Annotated in this window: 16 protein-coding genes; 8 read left to right on the forward strand and 8 right to left on the reverse strand. The window is 66.3% G+C overall.

Annotated elements, in window-relative coordinates; translation table 11 throughout:
• The 3 genes from IPK69_01645 to IPK69_01655 all read left to right on the forward strand — a co-directional run bounded on the left by IPK69_01645 (position 1) and on the right by IPK69_01655 (position 4,498).
• Positions 1 to 987 carry a tetratricopeptide repeat protein gene (locus tag IPK69_01645; protein QQS09353.1) on the forward strand — a complete coding sequence of 329 codons (987 nt, stop codon included), beginning with the start codon at positions 1 to 3 and terminating at the stop codon, positions 985 to 987.
• A gap of 86 nt (positions 988 to 1,073) precedes the next feature.
• Complete coding sequence (locus IPK69_01650; GenBank protein ID QQS10392.1) at positions 1,074 to 2,408, forward strand: MFS transporter; 1,335 nt, start codon at positions 1,074 to 1,076, stop codon at positions 2,406 to 2,408.
• Positions 2,409 to 2,554: 146 nt separating this feature from the next.
• On the forward strand, positions 2,555 to 4,498 hold the full coding sequence (locus tag IPK69_01655; protein ID QQS09354.1) for a hypothetical protein: 1,944 nt from the start codon (positions 2,555 to 2,557) through the stop codon (positions 4,496 to 4,498).
• 30 nt (positions 4,499 to 4,528) lie between these two features.
• Here the strand turns inward: IPK69_01655 and IPK69_01660 are convergent, their stop codons facing one another.
• Complete coding sequence (locus tag IPK69_01660; protein ID QQS09355.1) at positions 4,529 to 5,449, reverse strand: hypothetical protein; 921 nt, start codon at positions 5,447 to 5,449, stop codon at positions 4,529 to 4,531.
• A 248-nt stretch (positions 5,450 to 5,697) separates the two neighbouring features.
• Between IPK69_01660 and hppD the strand changes: the two genes are divergently transcribed.
• Entirely contained in the window at positions 5,698 to 6,900 is a 1,203-nt protein-coding gene (hppD, locus tag IPK69_01665) for a 4-hydroxyphenylpyruvate dioxygenase (GenBank protein QQS09356.1), read from the forward strand.
• A 52-nt stretch (positions 6,901 to 6,952) separates the two neighbouring features.
• Positions 6,953 to 7,579 carry a cyclase family protein gene (locus tag IPK69_01670; GenBank protein ID QQS09357.1) on the forward strand — a complete coding sequence of 209 codons (627 nt, stop codon included), beginning with the start codon at positions 6,953 to 6,955 and terminating at the stop codon, positions 7,577 to 7,579.
• A gap of 81 nt (positions 7,580 to 7,660) precedes the next feature.
• On the opposite strand, the gene IPK69_01675 is transcribed toward IPK69_01670, so the two are convergent.
• The 3 genes from IPK69_01675 to IPK69_01685 all read right to left on the reverse strand — a co-directional run bounded on the left by IPK69_01675 (position 7,661) and on the right by IPK69_01685 (position 12,215).
• Positions 7,661 to 8,818 carry a hypothetical protein gene (locus IPK69_01675; GenBank protein QQS09358.1) on the reverse strand — a complete coding sequence of 386 codons (1,158 nt, stop codon included), beginning with the start codon at positions 8,816 to 8,818 and terminating at the stop codon, positions 7,661 to 7,663.
• 103 nt (positions 8,819 to 8,921) lie between these two features.
• Complete coding sequence (locus IPK69_01680) at positions 8,922 to 10,382, reverse strand: aldehyde dehydrogenase (GenBank protein QQS09359.1); 1,461 nt, start codon at positions 10,380 to 10,382, stop codon at positions 8,922 to 8,924.
• A gap of 45 nt (positions 10,383 to 10,427) precedes the next feature.
• Complete coding sequence (locus IPK69_01685) at positions 10,428 to 12,215, reverse strand: methylmalonyl-CoA mutase (GenBank protein QQS09360.1); 1,788 nt, start codon at positions 12,213 to 12,215, stop codon at positions 10,428 to 10,430.
• Positions 12,216 to 12,335: 120 nt separating this feature from the next.
• Here IPK69_01685 and IPK69_01690 point away from each other — a divergent pair, with 120 nt between their 5' ends.
• The gene (locus tag IPK69_01690; protein QQS09361.1) at positions 12,336 to 13,619 is read left to right on the forward strand and encodes an MgtC/SapB family protein; all 1,284 of its coding nucleotides are present in this window, start codon (positions 12,336 to 12,338) and stop codon (positions 13,617 to 13,619) included.
• 50 nt (positions 13,620 to 13,669) lie between these two features.
• On the opposite strand, the gene IPK69_01695 is transcribed toward IPK69_01690, so the two are convergent.
• Both IPK69_01695 and IPK69_01700 read right to left on the reverse strand, forming a co-directional pair.
• Complete coding sequence (locus IPK69_01695; GenBank protein QQS09362.1) at positions 13,670 to 14,929, reverse strand: hypothetical protein; 1,260 nt, start codon at positions 14,927 to 14,929, stop codon at positions 13,670 to 13,672.
• 51 nt (positions 14,930 to 14,980) lie between these two features.
• Entirely contained in the window at positions 14,981 to 15,805 is an 825-nt protein-coding gene (locus tag IPK69_01700) for a phosphoribosylformylglycinamidine synthase subunit PurQ (GenBank protein QQS09363.1), read from the reverse strand.
• A gap of 88 nt (positions 15,806 to 15,893) precedes the next feature.
• Between IPK69_01700 and IPK69_01705 the strand changes: the two genes are divergently transcribed.
• Entirely contained in the window at positions 15,894 to 17,258 is a 1,365-nt protein-coding gene (locus IPK69_01705) for a DUF1015 domain-containing protein (GenBank protein ID QQS09364.1), read from the forward strand.
• On the opposite strand, the gene IPK69_01710 is transcribed toward IPK69_01705, so the two are convergent.
• Together IPK69_01710 and IPK69_01715 are read right to left on the reverse strand one after the other, a co-directional pair.
• Positions 17,242 to 17,793 (reverse strand): thioredoxin family protein, encoded by a 552-nt coding sequence (locus tag IPK69_01710; protein QQS09365.1) that lies wholly within the window; start codon positions 17,791 to 17,793, stop codon positions 17,242 to 17,244. The two genes, IPK69_01705 and IPK69_01710, sit on opposite strands and share 17 nt — an antisense overlap.
• Positions 17,794 to 17,909: 116 nt before the next feature.
• Positions 17,910 to 18,440: a hypothetical protein gene (locus tag IPK69_01715; GenBank protein ID QQS09366.1), complete on the reverse strand. Its 531-nt coding sequence runs from the start codon at positions 18,438 to 18,440 to the stop codon at positions 17,910 to 17,912.
• Between the two features lie 129 nt (positions 18,441 to 18,569).
• Between IPK69_01715 and IPK69_01720 the strand changes: the two genes are divergently transcribed.
• Positions 18,570 to 19,277, forward strand: coding sequence for an amino acid racemase (locus tag IPK69_01720; GenBank protein ID QQS09367.1), 708 nt, complete (start codon positions 18,570 to 18,572; stop codon positions 19,275 to 19,277).
• Positions 19,278 to 19,590 lie beyond the last annotated feature (313 nt).

The following is a 19,590-nucleotide window of genomic DNA, read 5'->3' on the forward strand; positions in this document are numbered from 1 at the left end:
ATGACGCCACGCTCCATCGTGATCGTGCTGGGCCTCTTCGCCGCCGCAACTATCACCGCCTCGTGCCATTCCTCGTCAGCGCCCCGACCTTCATCTCGTTCCGACGCCGCCGCCACCCTCGCCCTCGGCTCCGACGACGAGGCCCTCTCGCTCCTTGGCCAGCCCCTGAAGCGCCCCGGCGTCGACCCGATCAAACGAATCGATCTCGAGAAGTCGCTCGTCGAGGCAAAGAAGGCCCACACCGCCGCGCCCAACGACGAGCGCGCCGCGATCGAGCACGCGCGGTGCCTGTGTGCGCTCGGCCGATATCGCGAGGCCATCGGCGTCTACTCCGTTGCGCTCGAATCCCACCACGACAACCCCTGGCTCCTGCGGTATCGCGGGCATCGATACATCACCACTCGACAACTCGACCTCGCCGAGCGTGATCTCAGAAAGGCCGAGTCGCTCATCAATGGTCAGCCCGATCAACTCGACCCCGAAGACGAGCCAGCCGACGGGGCCCGGAGTTCCCTCCACACCAGCGTCTACTACCACCTCGGCATCGCCCTCTATCTCCGCGGCAAGTTCGACGACGCCGAGCGGGCCTTCGACCAGCGCAACCGTCTCAAGATCACCAACGACGACCTCCGCGTCGCAACGGCGTACTGGCGCTGGCTCTGCCTCAAACGCCTCGCCCGCGATGCCGACGCGAAACACGTGATCGCTCCCATCACGCCCGGACTCGACGTTCGCGAGAACAAGACCTACTACCGCCTCGGCCTTCTCATCAACGGATACATCCCCGAATCCGACCTCGTGAACGAGCAGGACACAACCACACCCCTCAATCAGGGCGCGGCGTACGGCGTCGCGATGCTCCGCAAGTTCAACGGTGACGATCCGGGCTATCACCGCCTGCTCCTGCGGATCGTCGAAGAGCCGTCGTGGATCAACTTCGGGCGCATTGCCGCCGAGGCCGAGATCGCCCGCGAGGAAGCGCCCTAACCACACCACGATTCCCGACTTGTCATTCCGTGGCACACGCGTTCGGTCCCGCCGGTACGATCCGCGGCATGAGCCAGCCCCCCACGATGCCCGCATCCCCACGCCCGACCTTCCCCGGTGCGGGCCGCGCGCTCACGCTCCTGCTCGCGATCAACCTCTTCAACTACATCGATCGCTACATCCTCGCCGCTGCCGAGCCAGAGATCAGCAAGGAGTTCTTCCCCAACCCTTCCGATTCCTCGATCGCCGACGCCAAGATGGGCCTCCTCGCGACGGCGTTCATGGTCTCGTACATGGTCCTCTCCCCAGTCTTCGGCCTGCTCGCCGACAAGACCCGCCGCTGGGTGATCATCGGCGCGGGCGTCATCATCTGGAGCCTTGCCTCGGGTGCCTCTGGATTGGCGGCGACCTTCGCCATCCTCTTTCTCACCCGCATCCTCGTCGGAGTGGGTGAGGCCGCCTATGGCCCCGTCGCCCCCACCATCATCGCCGACATGTACCCGATCGAGAAACGCGGGCGGAAACTCGCGTGGTTCTATCTCGCCCTCCCCGTCGGCAGCGCCATCGGCTATGGACTTGGCGGGATCATGACCAAGCACTTCGGCTGGCGATCCGCGTTCTACAGCGTCGTCATCCCCGGCATCCTCCTGGGCCTCCTCTCCTTCGTCATGAAGGACCCGCCCCGGGGCGCCGGCGCCAAGAAGTTCAAGTGGAGCGACCTCACCCAACTCCGAATGAACCCGTCGTACATCCTCAACACCCTCGGCATGACCGCGATGACCTTCGCCGTGGGAGGGATGTCCTTCTGGATGCCCCGCTACGTCGCGCGGTTCCGCTTCGATGATCCCTCCAAGGAGAAACTCGCCGCCGTCAGCCTGACCTTTGGCGCCATCACCGCCGTCGCCGGCCTCCTCGCCACACTCTCCGGCGGGCTTCTGGGCGATTACCTCCGCCCCAGGCTCAAGGGTGCCTACTTCATCGTCTCCGGCGTCGGCATGCTCATCGCCTTTCCCCTCTTTGTCGCCACGCTCTATGTCCCTTTCCCTGCTGCCTGGTTCCTGATGGCCGGCGCGATCTTCTTTATCTTCCTCAACACGGGTCCCTCGAACACCATCACCGCCAACGTCACCGCCCCGGGGATCCGCGCCTCGGCCTACGCCTTCACCATCTTCACCATCCACGCCCTGGGCGACGCCATCAGCCCGCCCATCATCGGGTTCATTACCGACCTCACCCGCACCGATGCCAGACCCAATGGCAACATGAACACCTCGTTCATGGTCGTCGGCGTCATGATCCTGGTCTCGGGAATCCTCTGGATGCTCGGAGCCCGATACCTTGCTCGAGACGAAGCCAACGCCGAGGCCGTGGCCTCCGATTCCGCGAGATCAGATCTCCCCTCCGAAGCCCCGAATTCGTGACGCCTTTGGTCTCGACCAGGATCCAAGTGTTATGGACGGTGTAGCATGAAGTGCCAACGGGCCTCGTGCCGATACAACCTGTTCACAGCGTCGGACGCGGCACGGTCGGATCAATGGGGAGTGTGCGTGTGCGGATCGGTCGTGGAATGATCGTGATCGTGGTGGCGACCACCCTTGGCATGTCCTGGGGTGGAGCCAAAACCGCGTTTGCGTCTCCCGATTTCCAGCCCCGCATCCCCAGCGAGTCCCGCCTGCCCCAGCGTGCCAAGGAGAGTCTGGCGACCTTGCGTGACGCCTCTGCCGATCGGTCCTTGCGTCTCGCCGCCGCCTCGCAACTGCTGCTCGATGCGCGAGAAGAAGGCGTCGCGAGTGCCCTGGCGAATATTCTCACCGAGCAAGCCTCGACAGATTCCGCGGGCGCGGTCCTGCTCGGCACCCTGGCGTTCTCGTCCAATCCTCCACCGGAGTTGCTCACTCCATTGCAGCAACGACTCAACTCCACCGGCGAGGCCGAACTCCCTCAACTCATCGCCGCCCTCGCTTCCTACCGCCTCCGCTCGGTGGCGGAATCCATTCTTCAGTTCGCGGCCCCGGCGCGCTCCCCCGCCGTGAGATCCGCCACCTATGCCGCCCTCGAGCGTCTCTCGGGTCGCACCGACATGCCCCGCGACGTGCAGGCGTGGACCGAGTGGCTCGATCGCGTGAAGGCGCTCAACGAGACGCGTTGGCTCGCCGAACTCGCCGCCGCCCAGGGCGCCCGCGCCGACGCCCTGTCGAACGAGGCCGCCCAGGCCAAGGACCGCCTCATCACCGTGCTGCGCTCGAACTATCTCGACACACCCCCCGAGGATCGCACGCCCGCGCTTGTGGCGCTCCTGAATGACCCCGAGATCAGCGTCGCGTCCCTGGGCATCGAACTCGCCGTGCGAGAACTCGCCGATGGCACCCCCCTCGACCCGGCCGTCGGCGTCGCCTCGCTTTCCCTTCTCGAAAGCAGGAGTCCCTCGCTTCGCGCCAGGGCGGCCACACTCGCGAACCAGCTCGTCCCCGAGGGCGGCTCCGACGTGCTCATCCGCGCCCTGAGCGCCGAGTCCGATCCCCCCGCCGCCGCCGCGATGCTCGCCCTGGTCGCCCGTTGGCCGAGCGCCGACACCGTCGCCCCCGCGATCCGATGGCTCGCCAAACCCGGCGAGGCCCGCCCCGCCGCCGCCGCCGCCCTCTGGGACCTCGAGCGCGCGGGACGACTCACAAACGCCGAGCGCGATCAGATTCTTTCCATAATCCGCTCCATCCCACTCGACCAACGCGGCGAGTCAATGGCCAATCTCCTTGCCTCCATTGGCAACGACGACGACCGCGCCTCGCTCGTGTCCCTGCTCGACGCCCCAGTTCCGGGCCTTCGTGTCGCCGTGGCCTCCATCCTCGCGCGCGAACCGATGCACGTGGATGCCATCCTCGATGCCACGCGCCGCCACCCTTCGCTCTACCCCATCGCCGCCCGGGCCCTCGTCTGGCACAAGCCCAGCGTCGAGTCCTACACCCTCCTCCGGTCCATCAATCCGCCATCCCCCGAGGTCGGCCGCGACGCCCGACTCCTCCTCGCCCAAGGCCTCAACGTCCCGGGCCTCTTGAGCGCCGCCAAGATGGCCACCACCTCACGCGAACGCATCGATCTCCTCTCCATGCTCACCGCCGAGCCTCGCCTCATGTCCGAAGGCCTCATCCCCGGCAACGCCCGCATTATCGTCGAGGGCGGCCTCATGCTCGCGAGCGAACGCCTCAGCACACACGAGTTCGACGCCGCCCTCCGCGCCCTCGATCGCATCAGCCCCCTCGCCCGCGCGACCGATGTCGACGTGATGGACGACCTCCAGGTCCGGGCCCTTGTCGGCGCGGGACGCCTCGATCTCGCCGCCATGCTCCCCTCAACGCTCAACGCCTGGATCGAGGGCCTCCGCCTCGTCGCGGGCACGCCCCTCGCCGCCGATGTCGCCAGCGAGATCCTCGTCCGGTTTGGCTCCGAACTCAACCAGGAGCAATCCATCGAGGTCGCCGCGGCCCAGAACCAGACGGTAACTCCCGCCGATTGAGCGTCGCAACCCGACAAAGTGGAGTTTGATCTACGCCGCACGCCCACTGCGTCCCGCAGGCAGGCCGCGGAGACCATCGAGCCACTGTCGCAGCACGCTCTTCTTGACGCTCGCCTCGCTCGTCCCCTCGCCGAAGTTCCCGCCATTCTCGGGCGACGACGTGGACGCCGAACGCTCGATCACGCGCCCGCCGCTCCCCCCGCGCTCGCTCGGCAAAGCCGCCATCGCCTCTCCCGCCGACTCAAACCCATGGCCCAGAAGTCCCGCCGCAAACCACGCGTCCCACTCAGGCCGTGTCCGATGCCCCGCCGCCCCGCTGGAGAACGCTCCCCGATCAAACTCGCGCCCGGCCAGCATCGAGTATGCCATCGCCACGGCGTCCCGAACCTCTCGCCGAGCAAACGCCGCCACACTCGATTGCTCGATCCACCCCAACGACGCCGGCAGCCCATGCAACTCCAGCGTCACCTTCCCATACCGATCCAAGAGGCACCGCTCCGCCCGCAACGCCCCCTCAACCAACCCCCCAGCGTGCGCGACCCCAAGCCCGCCAAGCACATGCCGCATCGCCCACGCCACCTCCGAAGGAAGGATCCGACCCAACTTCGCCTCAAGGTGATCCCGGAGCGTCCGCAACCCCGACGAATCACCAAGATACGGAGTGATCACCACCACCGCTCTCCCACCACCCTCACTCGAAAGCGTCAGCCCCTCGATCGCCAGCAGATGCGACTCACGTACACCAGCCATGGATTCCAGCGCCCCCAGCAGCCGACGCATCGAGCCGCGCGTCCCGCACCCATCGAACCGGTACAACGTGTGGCTCGTCTGCCGATCCGCGTGCACGCCCCCAAACCGCCGCGCCACAAGGCCCCTCCCGCCACGCCCCGCCCCCGCGTCCACAACCCACCGCACCTCGCCCAGCCCACGAGTCTGACGGATCAATCCCAACGTCCGCCCCTTGTGCGGGTCGGTGTTCGCATCCCTCGACTCTCTGGAGACACTCGTCCCCTTCTGAGAATCAGTCGCAATCTCGTTTCGAACAGCGTTCATCACTCGGGTTCCCTCCCGGCCCAACTTTATCGGCTCTTCCCGCTCCGCCGCGCCATTCCCCACCACGCCCCACTCCCGACGCCACCGCGTAGGATTCTCAAGCAATCTCGGCGCGACTCGCGCGCCACCCCACCGGAGGACCCACCATGACCACCGCCACCACCAAGCCCACCACCGCCGGCAGCAAACCCGCCGATCCTCTCGCCCTTATCGACGTCGATCACGTCCGCTTCTACGCCGGCAACGCCAAGCAGGCCGCCTTCTTCTACGCCATGGCCTTCGGTTTCAACATCACCGAGGTCAGCGACCTCACCACCGGCAACCGAAACGCCGCCGAATACCTCCTCACCCAGGGGAACATCCGCTTCCTCATCACGACCGGCCTCACCAAGGACCACCCCGCCTCGCGCCACGTCATGCACTATGGCGACGCCGTCAAGGATGTCGCCTTCACCGTGCACGACGCCGTCGCCGCGTATGAGAAGGCCCTCAAGAACGGCGCCACCTCCGCCGCCGCGCCCACCGAGGCGACCGACGCCAACGGCAGCGTCATCTCCGCATCCATCAAAACCTTCGGCGAGGTCATCCACACCTTCGTCGAACGCCGCGGTGCCTACGCCCTCCCCAACGTCAAGCAGGGCGGCCTCTTCGCCCCCACCTTCCGGAAGTTTGACGCGAACAACATCAACGAGCACAACAAGGCCCACCCCTGTGGCCTCAAATACGTCGACCACCTCGTCGGCAACGTCGAACTCGGACGCATGAACCACTGGGTCGCCTTCTACGAGAACGTCCTCGAGTTCTCCATGTTCAAGCACTTCGACGACAAGGACATCTCCACCGAATACTCCGCACTCATGTCCAAGGTCATGGCCAGCGGCAACAACCTCATCAAGATCCCCATCAACGAGCCAGCCCCCGGCAAGAAGAAATCCCAGATCCAGGAATACCTCGACTGGCACGACAACATGCCCGGCGTCCAGCACCTCGCCCTCCGCACCGACGACGAACTCCACTCCATCACCGAACTCCGCCGCCGCGGCGTCGACTTCCTCAGTATCCCCGACGCCTACTACGAGCAGGTCTGGAAGCGCGTCGACGCCATGCTCACCAGCCACGGGCACACGCCCGTGAAGGAAGACCACACCCGCGTCAAGAATCTGGGCATCCTCGTCGATGCCGACGACGAGGGCTACCTCCTCCAACTCTTCACCAAGCCTCTGCAAGACCGCCCGACGCTCTTCTTCGAGATCATCTGCCGCCGAGGCAGCCAGTCCTTCGGCAAGGGCAACTTCAAGGCCCTCTTCGAGAGCCTGGAGATCGAGCAGGGTCGCCGAGGCAACCTCTAGTCTCCATGAGTTTGACATTACCTGAACGCTGACCGACGTGGAGGCTCCGCGGATGTCCAAGATCTACGACGTCAGCCCCCTCATCTCCCCCCGCCTCGCCGTCTGGCCCGGCGACACCGCACCCTCGCGAGATGTCCTCTGCGACCTCGCTAGAGGCGACACCGTCACCCTCTCCACCCTCCGCGCCACCGTCCACCTGGGCACTCACGCCGACGCTCCCAGCCACTACGCCCTCCAAGGCCGAACCATCGAGCACCAGCCCCTCGATCGATACCTCGGCCCCGCCCAACTCATCGACTGCCCCGTCTCGAAAAACTCCCGCGTCACCCCCACCGACCTTCGCGACACGCCCAACCGCCCGCGCGTCATCCTGCGCACTGGCACCTACCCCGATCCCACCAACTTCAATCAGGACTTTGCCGGCCTCAGCGTCGAACTCATCGATTATCTCGCCAGCAGCGGCGTCATCACCATCGCCGTCGACACGCCCAGCATTGATCTCTTCTCGTCCAAGGACCTGCCCGCACACCACGCCTGCTATCGCCACGACCTCGCCATCATCGAGGGCCTCGTGCTCGAGGGCGTCCCCAGCGGTCACTACGAACTCATCGCCCTCCCACTCAAACTCGAGGGCTTCGACGCCAGCCCCGTCCGCGCCATCCTCCGCCGCGAAGATTAATGTCCTTGGTGGCCCGCCTCTCCGAGGCAGGTCTCTTTCTTGGTGGCACCGCTCTCCAGAGCGGTGTCCGAGATCAATATCTCACACCATCCGCCGTGGCGAACTCATATCGCTCGGCCCCACCGTCGCGATCACCTTCACCTCAAACGCGATCGGTGTCGGCAGACAGTTGATCTCCACCGTCGTCCGTGCCGGCGGATTCTCAGAGAAGTAATCCGCCCACAGCCGGTTGAAGATCGCAAAGTCGTTCTTCATGTCCGTCAGGAAGACCGTGACATCGACGATGTTCGCCCAACTGCTCCCGCACTCCTCCAGCACGATCCGCACGTTCTCAAAGCACGAGCGCACCTGCGCCTCGATGTCGTGTCCGATCACGTTCCCGCGATCGTCGAGCATCACGCCGGGGATCACCTTGCTCCCGCGCTTGCGCGGGCCTAGCCCCGAGAGGAACAGCAGATTCCCCACGCGCCTCGCGTGCGGATAGTTCCCCACAGGCTCCGCCGCCGAGTGCGACACCACCGCCGAGGGGTCCGCCTTCGCCGCGGGCTTGGTCACTCCCGACGCGGCCTTCGAGACGGGCCTCGTCGAGCCTTGCGTCGCGCTTGATCGTGGCACACTCGTGACCTTCGCCTCGGGACGCGAGGATCCGGTCCCCGACTCACTCGACGAGCCGCGGTCGCCCGCGCCGCCTTTCCCCTGCCCGGACGCAACGACCGTCACCGTAGCGCTCGGCCCGGCGGGTGCCGATGGCTCGGGCTTCTTCCCTTTTCGCGCCTCGGTGATCCCGCGGTGCACCGCCATCGATGTGATCCCATGCTTCGCGAGCAGCAGCCCGAACGAGCCTTGCCCCTCGTCGGCGAGCGCGAGAAGCAAGTGCTCTGTCCCCACGTGCTCGTCGCCCATGCTCTCGGCGTGCTTCGCCGCCGTCTGCAGCGTCCACTTTCCCGCGCACGCCGAGTCGGCCTCCTTCATCACCGCATCGACCTCGGCCTGCAGCGATTCCAGATCCACCGACATCGACGACAACGCCGCCCCCGCCTCGCTGATCGGCACCCGCGAGATCGCGTGCAGCATCTGAAAATGCGACAGATCCTCGGGCCCGCGCACCCCCGACAACGAGAACGTGTCGGTCGCGATGCTCAGCACCTGCTTCAGACTTCGAGAAAAGTTGTCCTGACCGCGCATCGTCACTCCCCTTGCCGTGGGACCACCCGCCTCGCCTCCATCGACAACCTTCATCGAACGCTCGAATCCATACGGCGTCGAGCGACATTATCAGACTTCCCCACATCACGCGCCCGGCACACGCCCCCCACTCCATCCTGCCGCACGCGTGCAACACTCACACCTTTACACACACGTTCTTCGTCTCGGTAAAGAACCGCAGCGCCTCCTGTCCGCCCTCGCGACCCACACCGCTCTGCCCCATGCCCCCGAACGGCGTGCGAAGATCTCGCACCATCCAACAGTTCACCCACACGATCCCAGCCTCAATCGCCTCCGCCACACGATGCGCGCGCGACACGTCACGCGTCCACAGCGACGCCGCCAACCCGAACGGCGTCCCGTTCGCCAGCCGGATCGCCTCGTCCTCACTCGAAAACGCCGACACGCTCACCACTGGACCAAAGATCTCCTCTTGCTCCACGCGGCACGTCGGTTCCAGCCCCGACACCACCGTCGGCTCGAAGAAGAACCCGTCCGTGCAGCGCTCACCGATCGCGGGGTGCCGCGCGCGCGTCGCGCGCTGCCCGCCGCAGTGGACCGTGCCGCCGAGTTCGCGGGCGAGGGCGACGTACCCCTCGACCTTCTCCAGATGCGCGCGCGACACGAGCGCCCCCTGCTCGGTCTTCGATTCCAGCGGATCACCAATCACGAGCGCCGACGCGCGCGCCACAAGCCGCGACACGAACCGCTCGTACACCGAGTGTTCCACGTGAAACCTCGACGCGCACAGGCAAATTTCGCCCTGATTCCGGAACGCCGCCTGCACGCACGCGTCGGCCGCGGCGTCGACATCGGCGTCGGCGAAGATCACCGCCGGGTTCTTGCCGCCGAGTTCAAGCGAGAGCCGCTTGAACATGGGTCCGGCGGAGCCCTCGATGGCTCGGCCTGTGGCGGTGCCGCCGGTGAATGAGATCGCCGGGACGTTGGGATGGATGACCAGCGGCACGCCCGCGCCGGGGCCTGAGCCGTGCACGATGTTCAGGACGCCCGGCGGGAGACCGGCCTCGATGGCGAGTTCGCTCAGGAGGAATGCGGTCATCGGCGTGAGTTCGGAGGGCTTGGCGACGGTGGTGTTGCCGGTGGCGAGGGCCGGCGCGATCTTCCAGGTGAGGAGGTACAGCGGCAGATTCCAGGGCGAGATGAGGGCGGCGACGCCACGCGGGCGGCGGAGGGTGTAGTTGAGCGTGTGCCCCGGGGTCTCGTGGAGTTGGGATTCGGTGTGGAGGATGGCGGTCGCGAAGAAGCGGAAGTTGGCGGCGGCGCGCGGGATGTCGAGCGACCGGGCGAGAGAGAGCGGCTTGCCGTTGTCTATGGATTCGGCCCGCGCGAGCCGGTCGGCGTCGCGCTCGATCAGATCGGCGAGACGGAGGAGCACGCGTGATCGCTCCTCGGGATGCGTGCGACTCCACGTCGGGAAGGCCGCGGCGGCCGCGTCCACGGCGGCGTCGATGTCCTCGCTGCGTGAGTCGGGCACGCGTGAGTAGACGGTCCCCGTCGAGGGATCGGTGTTGTCGAGATACTTCCCGGCCTTGGGCGGGACGAGTCGGCCGTGGATGAGATTGGCGATGGTCTGCACGAGGGGAGTGTACGCGAAGCCCGACACCTCCCTACGCGTGAGTGCTCACCACTCCGGCCCGCCGCTGTAGCGGCCGTAGATGTCGGCCATCGCCTGGACCATCTCTCCGAGGGTGCAGTTGGCGAGGGCGCCCTCGACGAGCGTGGGCATGACGTTCTCGGCATTCTTGGCGGCGGCGCGGATGGCGTCGAGGGCTCGCTTCACGGCTTCCTTGTCGCGGCGTTTCTTGAAGTCGGCGAGGCGGCTGGCCTGCGTGGTCTCGACGTCGTGGGAGATCTGGAGGATCTCGATGGGGCGCTTCTCGTCGGGGTCGGTGTAGGCGTTCACGCCGACGATGAGGCGGTCGCCGGCCTCGCACTCCTCGCTGAATCGGTACGACGCCTCGGCGATGCTGCGCCGGAAGTAGCCGCGGTTGATGCCGTGGACGACGCTTCGGCCATAGGTCTTGCGCGGGGCGTAGGCGATGTGGTTCTCGAGCGACGGCGGCGCGGGCGGCGGCGTGCTCGGCGACTTCCAGTCTCCGTACTCGCCCATCGAGTCGATCTCGTGGATGAGGTTGAGGGCCTCGCGCTCCATGGTGTCGGTGAGTTGCTCGACGAACCACGAGCCGCCGAGCGGGTCGGTGACGCGGGTGACGCCGGTCTCGTGGGCGAGGATCTGCTGCGTGCGGAGGGCGACGGTGACGGCCTGTTCCGTCGGCAAGCCGAGCGTCTCGTCCATGCTGTCGGTGTGGAGGCTCTGGCACCCGCCGAGGACTGCGGCCATCGCCTGGTAGGCGACGCGGACGATGTTGTTCATGGGCTGCTGCTCGGTGAGTGAGCAACCCGCGGTCTGGACGTGTGTCTTCATGTACCACGAGCGATCGCTCTTGGCGCCGTAGCGTTCTCGCATGACGCGGGCCCAGATGCGTCGGGCGGCGCGGAGTTTGCAGATCTCCTCGAAGAACTCGTTGTGGCTATTGAAGAAGAAGGAGAGCCGCGGGGCGAAGGAGTCGATGTCCAGCCCGCGCTCGAGGCAGGCCTCGACGTATTCCATGCCATCGCGGAGGGTGAAGGCGAGTTCCTGGTGGGCGCTGCTGCCGGCTTCGCGGATGTGGTAGCCCGAGATGGAGACGCTGTTCCACTTGGGGACGTGCTTGCTCTGGAACTCGATGGTGTCGACGACGAGTTTGACGCTGGCCTCGGGGGGATAGATGAACTCGTTCTGGGAGTGGAACTCCTTGAGGATGTCGTTCTGGAGCGTGCCGCCGAGTGTGTCCCAGGAGATACCTCGCTGCTTGGCCATGGCGAGGTACATGGCCCAGATGACGGCGGCGGGGCCGTTGATGGTCTGGCTGACGGTGACCTTGTCGACGGGGATGTCGGCGTAGAGGCGGTGCATGTCCTCGATGGTGTCGATGGCGACGCCGCAGCGACCGACCTCGCCGATGCTGAGTTCGTCGTCGCTGTCGCGCCCCATGAGCGTGGGGAGATCGAAGGCGGTGGAGAGACCGGTGTTGGCGTGGGTGCCTTTGGCTTGTTCCAGGAGATACTTGAATCGGCGGTTGGTGTCGTCGGCGGAGCCGAAGCCTGCGAACTGGCGCATGGTCCAGAGGCGGGTGCGATAGCCGCTGGGGAAGAGCCCGCGCGCGAAGGGGTAGGCGCCCGGCTGGGGGATGTCGCGCTTCCAGTTCTTGAGACCTTCGGCGATGTCGGCGCCGGCGTTGGGCGTGCCGGGGCCATAGGACGGCTCGAGGACGAGTCCGGAGATGGTGACGGCGTGCGGATCGATGGAGGACGGCGCGCCGTGGGGCAGGGCGGTGTGTAAAGTCGGTCGGGAGTGAGACGTGGTCATGCGTATCTCCGGGATCGATCGATGGCGACGAGCGTCTTGAGCACAGACGGGTTGGCGTCCAAAGCGACAGGTTTGTCGCCTGTCCGGATCACATTCTAAGCGAACTCCTACGCTGAATTGATGCAGATGGGATCGGAAAGCGGGATCGGGTCGATGTTCGCGGACCTTGCCGTCTCGGTGGGGCTGGGGCTATTGATCGGGATCCAGCGGGAGCAGGCGGGGAGCCGGATCGCCGGTGTGCGGACGTTTCCTCTTTTGACGATGCTGGGGACGCTGTGCGCGTGGGCGCCCGAGCCTGGGCGATGGTGGATGGTCGGGGCGGGGATGGTGGGCGTGTCGCTTCTGACGCTGGTGGGGAACCTGTCGTCGTCGCCCGACCGGCATGACGGGGCGACGCCTGAATCCAAGGCCGGCGGCGTCACGACCGAGGCGGCGATGGTGCTGATGTATGTCGTCGGCGTGACGGTGGCGCTGGGGCATCGCGAGATCGGCGTGGCTGTGGGCGTGGCGGTGGCGGTGCTGCTGCACGCGCGCGAGTATCTGCACGGGCTGGTGGCGCGGCTGGGCAAGGAGGACCTCTGGGCGATGCTGCAGTTCGGGGTGGTGACGCTGATCGTGCTGCCGGTGGTGCCGGATCGCGTGATGGGGCCGTTCGGCGCGCTCAACCCGCGTCAGGTGTGGCTGATGGTGACGCTGGTGGTCGGGTTGAATCTCGTGGCGTATGTGGCGCACCGACTGGTGGGGAGACGGCACGGGGCGCTCCTGGCGGGGGCGTTGGGCGGGTTGATCTCGAGCACGGCGACGACGGCGAGTTTCTCGAGGCGGGCGCGGGAGTCGGCGGGGCTGGTGCCGGTGGCCGGGGCGGCGATCATGCTGGCGACGACGATCCTGTATGCGCGGATTCTGTTCCTGATCTTGATCGCGTCGAGGCCGCTCTTTGAGTGGGCGTGGAAGCCGTTCGGCGCGATGCTTGGCGTGAGCGTGCTGGCGTCGGTGGTGCTGGCGGTGCGGGCGCGCCGGAGCGAGGCGGTGGTGCCGACGCAGAAGAACCCGGCGGAGTTGGGTTCGGCGCTCCTGTTTGCGGGGTTGTATGCGGTGGTGGTGGTGGCGGTGGGCGCGGCGATGCGATATGTCGGGCATGCCGGGGTGTATCTGGTGTCGGCGCTCTCGGGGGTTGTGGATCTGGACGCGATCACGCTGTCGAACTCGCGGCTGGTGCAAGCGGAGACGCTTAATGCGCGTCACGCGCTCGGCGGGATTATTCTGGCGTCGGGAGTGAACCTGATCTTCAAGGCCGGGCTTTCGGCGGGGCTTGGAGGGTGGCGGTTGGTCCGGACGCTGATCGTGCCGTTTGGGATGGTGCTGGTGGCGTCGGGTGTGGTGCTGTGGTTGTGGGTGCTGTAGTTTGGACGCGGGATGTGTGCGGCGTTGAACAAATCGTTACAAAGGCGTGCTCACTCGGAGATGTCGTTGCCACACTCCGGGCAGCGGGCGGTTCGTCGCAGGCCGATGAGGTTGTAGCCGCAGTTCGTGCAGGGCGCGTCCTTGCTGATCGTGAGCGGGTCGTTCTTGAGGGACTTGCTGGCCTCGTGGGAACGGCGTTCGCGTTCGGCGCGCTCTCGGAGTTGGCGGTCGCGTTCGTTGCGGACGTCCTTGTTCTGGACGGCCCAGGTGGCCATTTTGGCGAACTGGAGCATGGACCAGGCGAAGACGAAGACGCTCGAGAAGAACCCGAGGAGGCAAGCAGAACCGATGAGGGCGAGGAATCCGATGACCTCGGGTGGAGAGACGGGGATAAGAAGCATGGAGAGGATGAAGACGAGGAGGCAACCACCGATGCCGAATGAGGTGAGGCGGAGTTTGTAGCCAAGCCCGGAGTCCTGAGCCCATTCGGCGATCTGGCCGACGACGAGGCCGAGGCTGAAGATGCCGAGGAGGCCGACCATGGAGAGCGCGGCCGAGATCCAGCTTACGACACTGAGATGAACGAAGTCGAGGAGCATCGCGGCGAGGAAGGTCCATTGCGACCAGCGCGCGATCGTTGCGTATGTCTCGTTGATGGGGTCCTTGGCGGAGGTCGCGACCTGTGTCCGTCGCACGCAGACCATCCACGCGCCGAGCCCCCAGCACGCGAAAGCGACGAGTCGCGTGAGGACTCCGGCGGCGACGACCGCGTCTGAGGGGCCGCTGGAGAAGCCTGTTCCTTTGATTGCGTAAAAGACCGCGGTCAGCGGGCCGCCCGCGGAGACGACGGCGCTCACGAGCGGAGCGCCAATGAGGATCGCGTTGAGGACGATGGCCGTCGCCATGAGCAGTCCGCCGAGGCGGAGGCGACGGAGGTAGGAATCGGTCGCGGACATGAGGCTGTCGCGGACGAGGCCACCGGCGGTGCTTGGTGGCGGGGCCCCGCACTCGGGGCAGGGCTTGCCGATGGGGAGTCCGAAGAGGTCGTAGCCGCAGGACGAGCAGCCGCGGTGGTTCTGGTTCGTCGCGCCGTGCTTAGCGGCATGCGATGCGGCGAGGGCGCTGGTGGCGCGGGCGTTCTCGGCCTGGCGTGAAGGCTCGCGACGGGGCGCGTGCGTCGGCGTGTGATGTGCTGGAATTGCGTGGGATGTGGGCGCTGTGTCGCTGTCTTCTTCCAGCCCGATGATGTCCTTGTCGGGCTGGGGATTTGGCGGTTGGCCGTTTGGGGGCGTGTGCGGTTGGTCACCCATGCTGCAGCACTGTACCGGAAACGGGTGGGGTGGTTGCGGGTGAGTCCGGCGTCAGTGACTGGAGGCGAGGGGGGCCGTTTGTGATTCTTTAATCGCGTCCACGGCGTTCAAGAAGAACCGCTGGCCCGGCGTGGGGCCCGAGCGGGCGGACTCGTCGAGGCGCGTCCAGAAGGGGTGGCGGGTCCAATCGAGGAAGCGGTCGGGATGGGGCATCAGGCCGAAGATCCGACCCGTGGCGTCACAGAGGCCGGCGATGGCGCGCTGGGAGCCGTTGAAGTTGTCGATGTATCGAACGGCGACCTGGCGGTTCTTCTCGAGGTCCTCTGTCGTCTGGTCGGTGAGGCCAACGAGGCGGCCTTCGCCGTGGCCCACGGGGAGCATGGACTCGTGCCCGTGGAGGTTGGAGAGGCCGCGGGTCCAGACGCAGGGGGAGTCGTCGACGTATTCGACGCGGACCCATCGGCAGGCGTATCGCGCGTCCTTGTTCCTGGTGAGCGCGACGCGGCGCTCGGGGGCGTGGTCGGCGGGCCAGTCTTGATCCGCCGAGTGCGGGCCGGGGAGGAGGCCGACCTGGACGAGGACCTGGAAGCCGTTGCAGATGCCGATCATGGGGCAGCCGCGCTGGGCGGCCTCTCGGAGCGCGGGGTAGAGGCGCTCGCGGACACGCATGGCGAAGATGCGCCCTGAGGCGATGTCGTCGCCGTAACTAAACCCGCCGGGGAAGGCGATGAGGTCGGCGTCGTGGATCATCGCGGGGGAGCGGATGACCTCGTCGAGATGGACAAGCCTCGGCGTGGCGCCGGCCTGGGAAAACCCCCGGCAGACTTCCTCGTCACAGTTCGTTCCCGCCGCTCGGAGCACCAGCGCTGTGGGCATGGGCGATGGTAGTCGCGGGAAGAATGAATCACGTCGTATACTGATCTCCAATTCGCATAGTTGTCACGGTTTTCAGGAGCATTCGCCCATGCCTCAGGTTTTTCCGTTCCGTGCCGCGCAGTACAAGGGTGGGAAGGGTGACGTGAGCGATCTCGTGGCCCCGCCGTATGACGTGCTCGACGCGTCGGGGAAGGGCAAGTTGCTGGCGAAGGACCCTCACAACATCGTGGCGATCGATCTGCCGCACACGCCGGCGAAGGAACTGGGGCCGCCCGAGGCGTATGAGGGCGCGGCAAAGGTGTATCGCAACTGGCTCGCGTCGGGAACGCTCACGCGACGCGCGACGCCCGCGATGTTCGCGTATCGGCAGACGTTCACGGCCGGGAGCAAGACCTTTCAACGGTCGGGGATGGCGTGCGCGGTGGAGACGGTTCCCTTTGGGCCACGCGAGGGCGGCGGGATTTTGCCGCATGAGGAGACGTTCTCGGGGCCGAAGGAAGATCGCATGGCGCTCATGAAGGCGACCAAGTCCCAGTTGTCGCCGATCTTCGGGCTGCACGCGGACGAGGACGCCAAGGCGACGAAACTGCTCCAGAGCGTGATGGCGTCACGCCCGGCGGACCTGACGGCGAACATGAACTCGAGCCTGGGCGAGAACATTCCGCACGAGATCTGGACGATCGAGGACGAGCAGACGATCGCGGCGTACCAGGACGCGCTGCGCGGCGAGGACGTCTTCATCGCCGACGGGCACCATCGGTACACGACGGGGCTCAACTATTTGAAAGGGCTGGAACAGCAGGGCGGCGTCGCGGCGGATCATCCCGCGCGCCGGTGCATGATCGTGCTGGTGAGCATGTCGGACCCTGGGCTGGTGATCTGGCCGACGCATCGCGTGCTGGGCGGGATGAAGAACTACTCGTTCGACTCGTTCCTGGAGCACTCGCGCGAGACGATCCGATTCGAGCCGGTGGCGGGCGACCTGCACGCGATCGACCGGGCGCTGCAGAGCCTTGGCGGGATGGGGCCGATGCGATTTGCGCTCTATGACGTGAAGACCGGTCGCGGCGGCGTCGCGGCGCCGGCGACGGGCGATCCACTGAACGCGCGATTCCCCGATAAGCCCAAGGCGTGGCGAGAACTCGTCGTCGCGTTCATCCAGTATGGCATCGTGGAGCAAGTCTGCACGCCGAAACTCAACGCGGGCGAGGCGGTGAAGTGGGCCTTCCCGCACACGATCGACGAGGTCCTGCAGATCACACGCGGGCTAGAGACGGGCGCGGGCGGCGGCAAGGTCTTCGGAAGCACGGGCGCGCAACTCGCGGTGATCGTGCGCCCCACGCCGCTCGACGCGGTGAAGGATGTCAGCCGCGCGAACCAGTTGATGCCTCAGAAATCGACGTTCTTCTACCCGAAGATCGCGACGGGGCTGTTCGTCAATCCATTGGAGTAGCGTCGGCGGCGGGCTGGCCGACGGTTCCTTCCGAGCCGCGTTGGAACTCGCGCTCGTCGGGCATGCGTCCGTGGCGATGGACGAAGTCGGCGACGGGGCCGGAGTGCTCACCGAGCCAGGCGAGCATGGCGTCCTTCTTGGCGAATCCCGAGAGTCGCGCGACCTCGCGGAACTCGCCGTCGCGTTCGCGCAGGATCACAAAGGTGGGGACGGACTGGATCTTGAGTGCCGTCGCGTCCTTGTTGGTTTTCGTGGAATCGACGAGGACGGGGTGGGTGTTCTCGCGGATCCACTGGGCGACCTCTTTGTCGGCGAGGGTGTCACGCTTCATCTGCTGGCACGGCTCGCACCAGTCGGCGGTGACGAAGGCCAGGACGGGCTTGTCGGAATCGCGTGCCTCGACGTACGCGGCAAAGAGCGTGGAGAGCCCCTTGAACTCCTCGGGCGTCTCGGCCTTGGAGTTGCCCATGAGCAGGCGCGCGACGACGAGGACGGCGACGAACCCAAGGAGGACCTTGATGCCGGTGCTCTTCATCTTCATCGCTTGAGAGTCCCCCAACGGGCGATCGGTTTCTGGTGGATGGACGCGACTCGTCCCGATCCCCCTTGCACCGCATCCAATCTTCGGTATCGGCTGATAGGAGGGGCAACTCAAGTCCGAAAATCGGCACGATTGGGGTCGTAGGCGGGGTCGAGTTGCTCGAGGAGGCGCTCGATGTACCGCCAGGCGTTGAGTTCCTTGCGCACGCCGGCGAGATCCGGCGGCGATTTCGCGAAGAACTCGGCGACGCGGGCGGCGTGCTCGTGGCGACGTGTCGTCGCCCACGCCCCCCACTTCGCGCGTGCGGCGACGGCGTCATCGGCGAGATCTGCCTCGATCGACTCGCGGATCTCCATCACCTCGATGAGGAATGCCGGTGGAAGCCCCTTGTCGTCTCCCTTGGCCGGGCCACCCATGAGCATGAGGAGCGACTCGGCCCGCGACTCGGGGTTGGCGATTTGGTCCCTGGCAGCGTTGAGTTCGGCGGCAAGTTGTTCGGAATCCGCGCCGGCCACGTCGGGATGGGCGAGCGCGATGGCGCGGAGGTGGGCGCGGGCGATGTCGGCCTCGGCGAGGTCGAATCGACGCGGAAGCCCTAGGGTCGCGAAGGGATCGTGAGAGAGATGCCCGGACTCGGTCATGCCCGACTCTACACCGATCCGCCGGGGCGGGTGTTGAGGCGATAAACTGGTTCGACGGCGATCGGGCGTGTGGCGCGGGCCATGGACTGATCGCCGGGGCGCGGTTGGTCGGAGCGCACAGGAGCACGCATGAGCCGTCACATCGGCATCGTGGGAGTGAGTCCCGAGGGCGCGACGCTCTTTTATCGGGAGATCGCGCGTCAGGCGAGCGACATGCTGTCTCCGACGGAGCAGCCGCGGATCACGCTGCACAACGAGCCGCTGGCGCTGTATATCGACGCGATCCGCAAGAACGACTGGGTCCGTGTGGGGGACCTGCTGCGGCGGAGCGCCGACATCGTGCAGCGTGCGGGTGCGGAGTTGTGCGTGACGCCCGACAATGCCGTGCAGCATGCGATCCCCTTGGCCGAGGCCAACTCGACGATTCCGTGGATTGCCATGACCGACCTCGTCGCGTCGGCGATCGCCCGCGACTCTCGGAAGCAGGTCGGCGTGATCGGGACCAAACTCGTGACACGGTCGTCCACCTACCAGACGCCGCTGGGCCTCAAGGGCATCCAGGTCGTCCTCCCCGAGGACCGCGAGGTGGATCAACTCGAGGAGATCATCTATGGCGAACTCATCTACGGTGACTGCCGCCCCGAGTCTCGGCTGGCGATTTATGGCATCATCGAGAGCCTGGCTCGACGCGGGTGCGACGGCGTGATCCTCGGGTGCAGCGAGGCGCCCATGGTGGTCACGGCGGAGACCTCGATGATTCCGATCTATGACCCTGGAATGATTTTGGCGGCAGCGGCGGTGCGGCGGGCGGCGGGCTTGCCGGCGGTGATCTCATGACCCACGGAAACAAAGACGGGTCTAGCAGAAGGGATCTGTTTGGTTTCGGGTGTTGAAAGTGCCACTGGACACGCCGGGCCGAACTTTGTTATGCTGTGTCGCACGGGAAGTGTTCACCCTCACGGGAGAACGCCCCAGAGCGCTCTGGACGCGACGCGTCCCTGGGCGCTGGATGCCGCTACGCGTCGCGATACGGGAGTTCGGCCATCGATCCCGAGTCTGCGAGAGGCATTGCGTCGTCGCCAGTGCAGATCTCGAGTGGGTGGGACGAAGGCGGGCGCCGCGACGGCGGCGTTTGCCGGAGCACAAGCCG

Source organism: Phycisphaerales bacterium (assembly GCA_016699835.1).
Lineage (GTDB): Bacteria > Planctomycetota > Phycisphaerae > Phycisphaerales > UBA1924.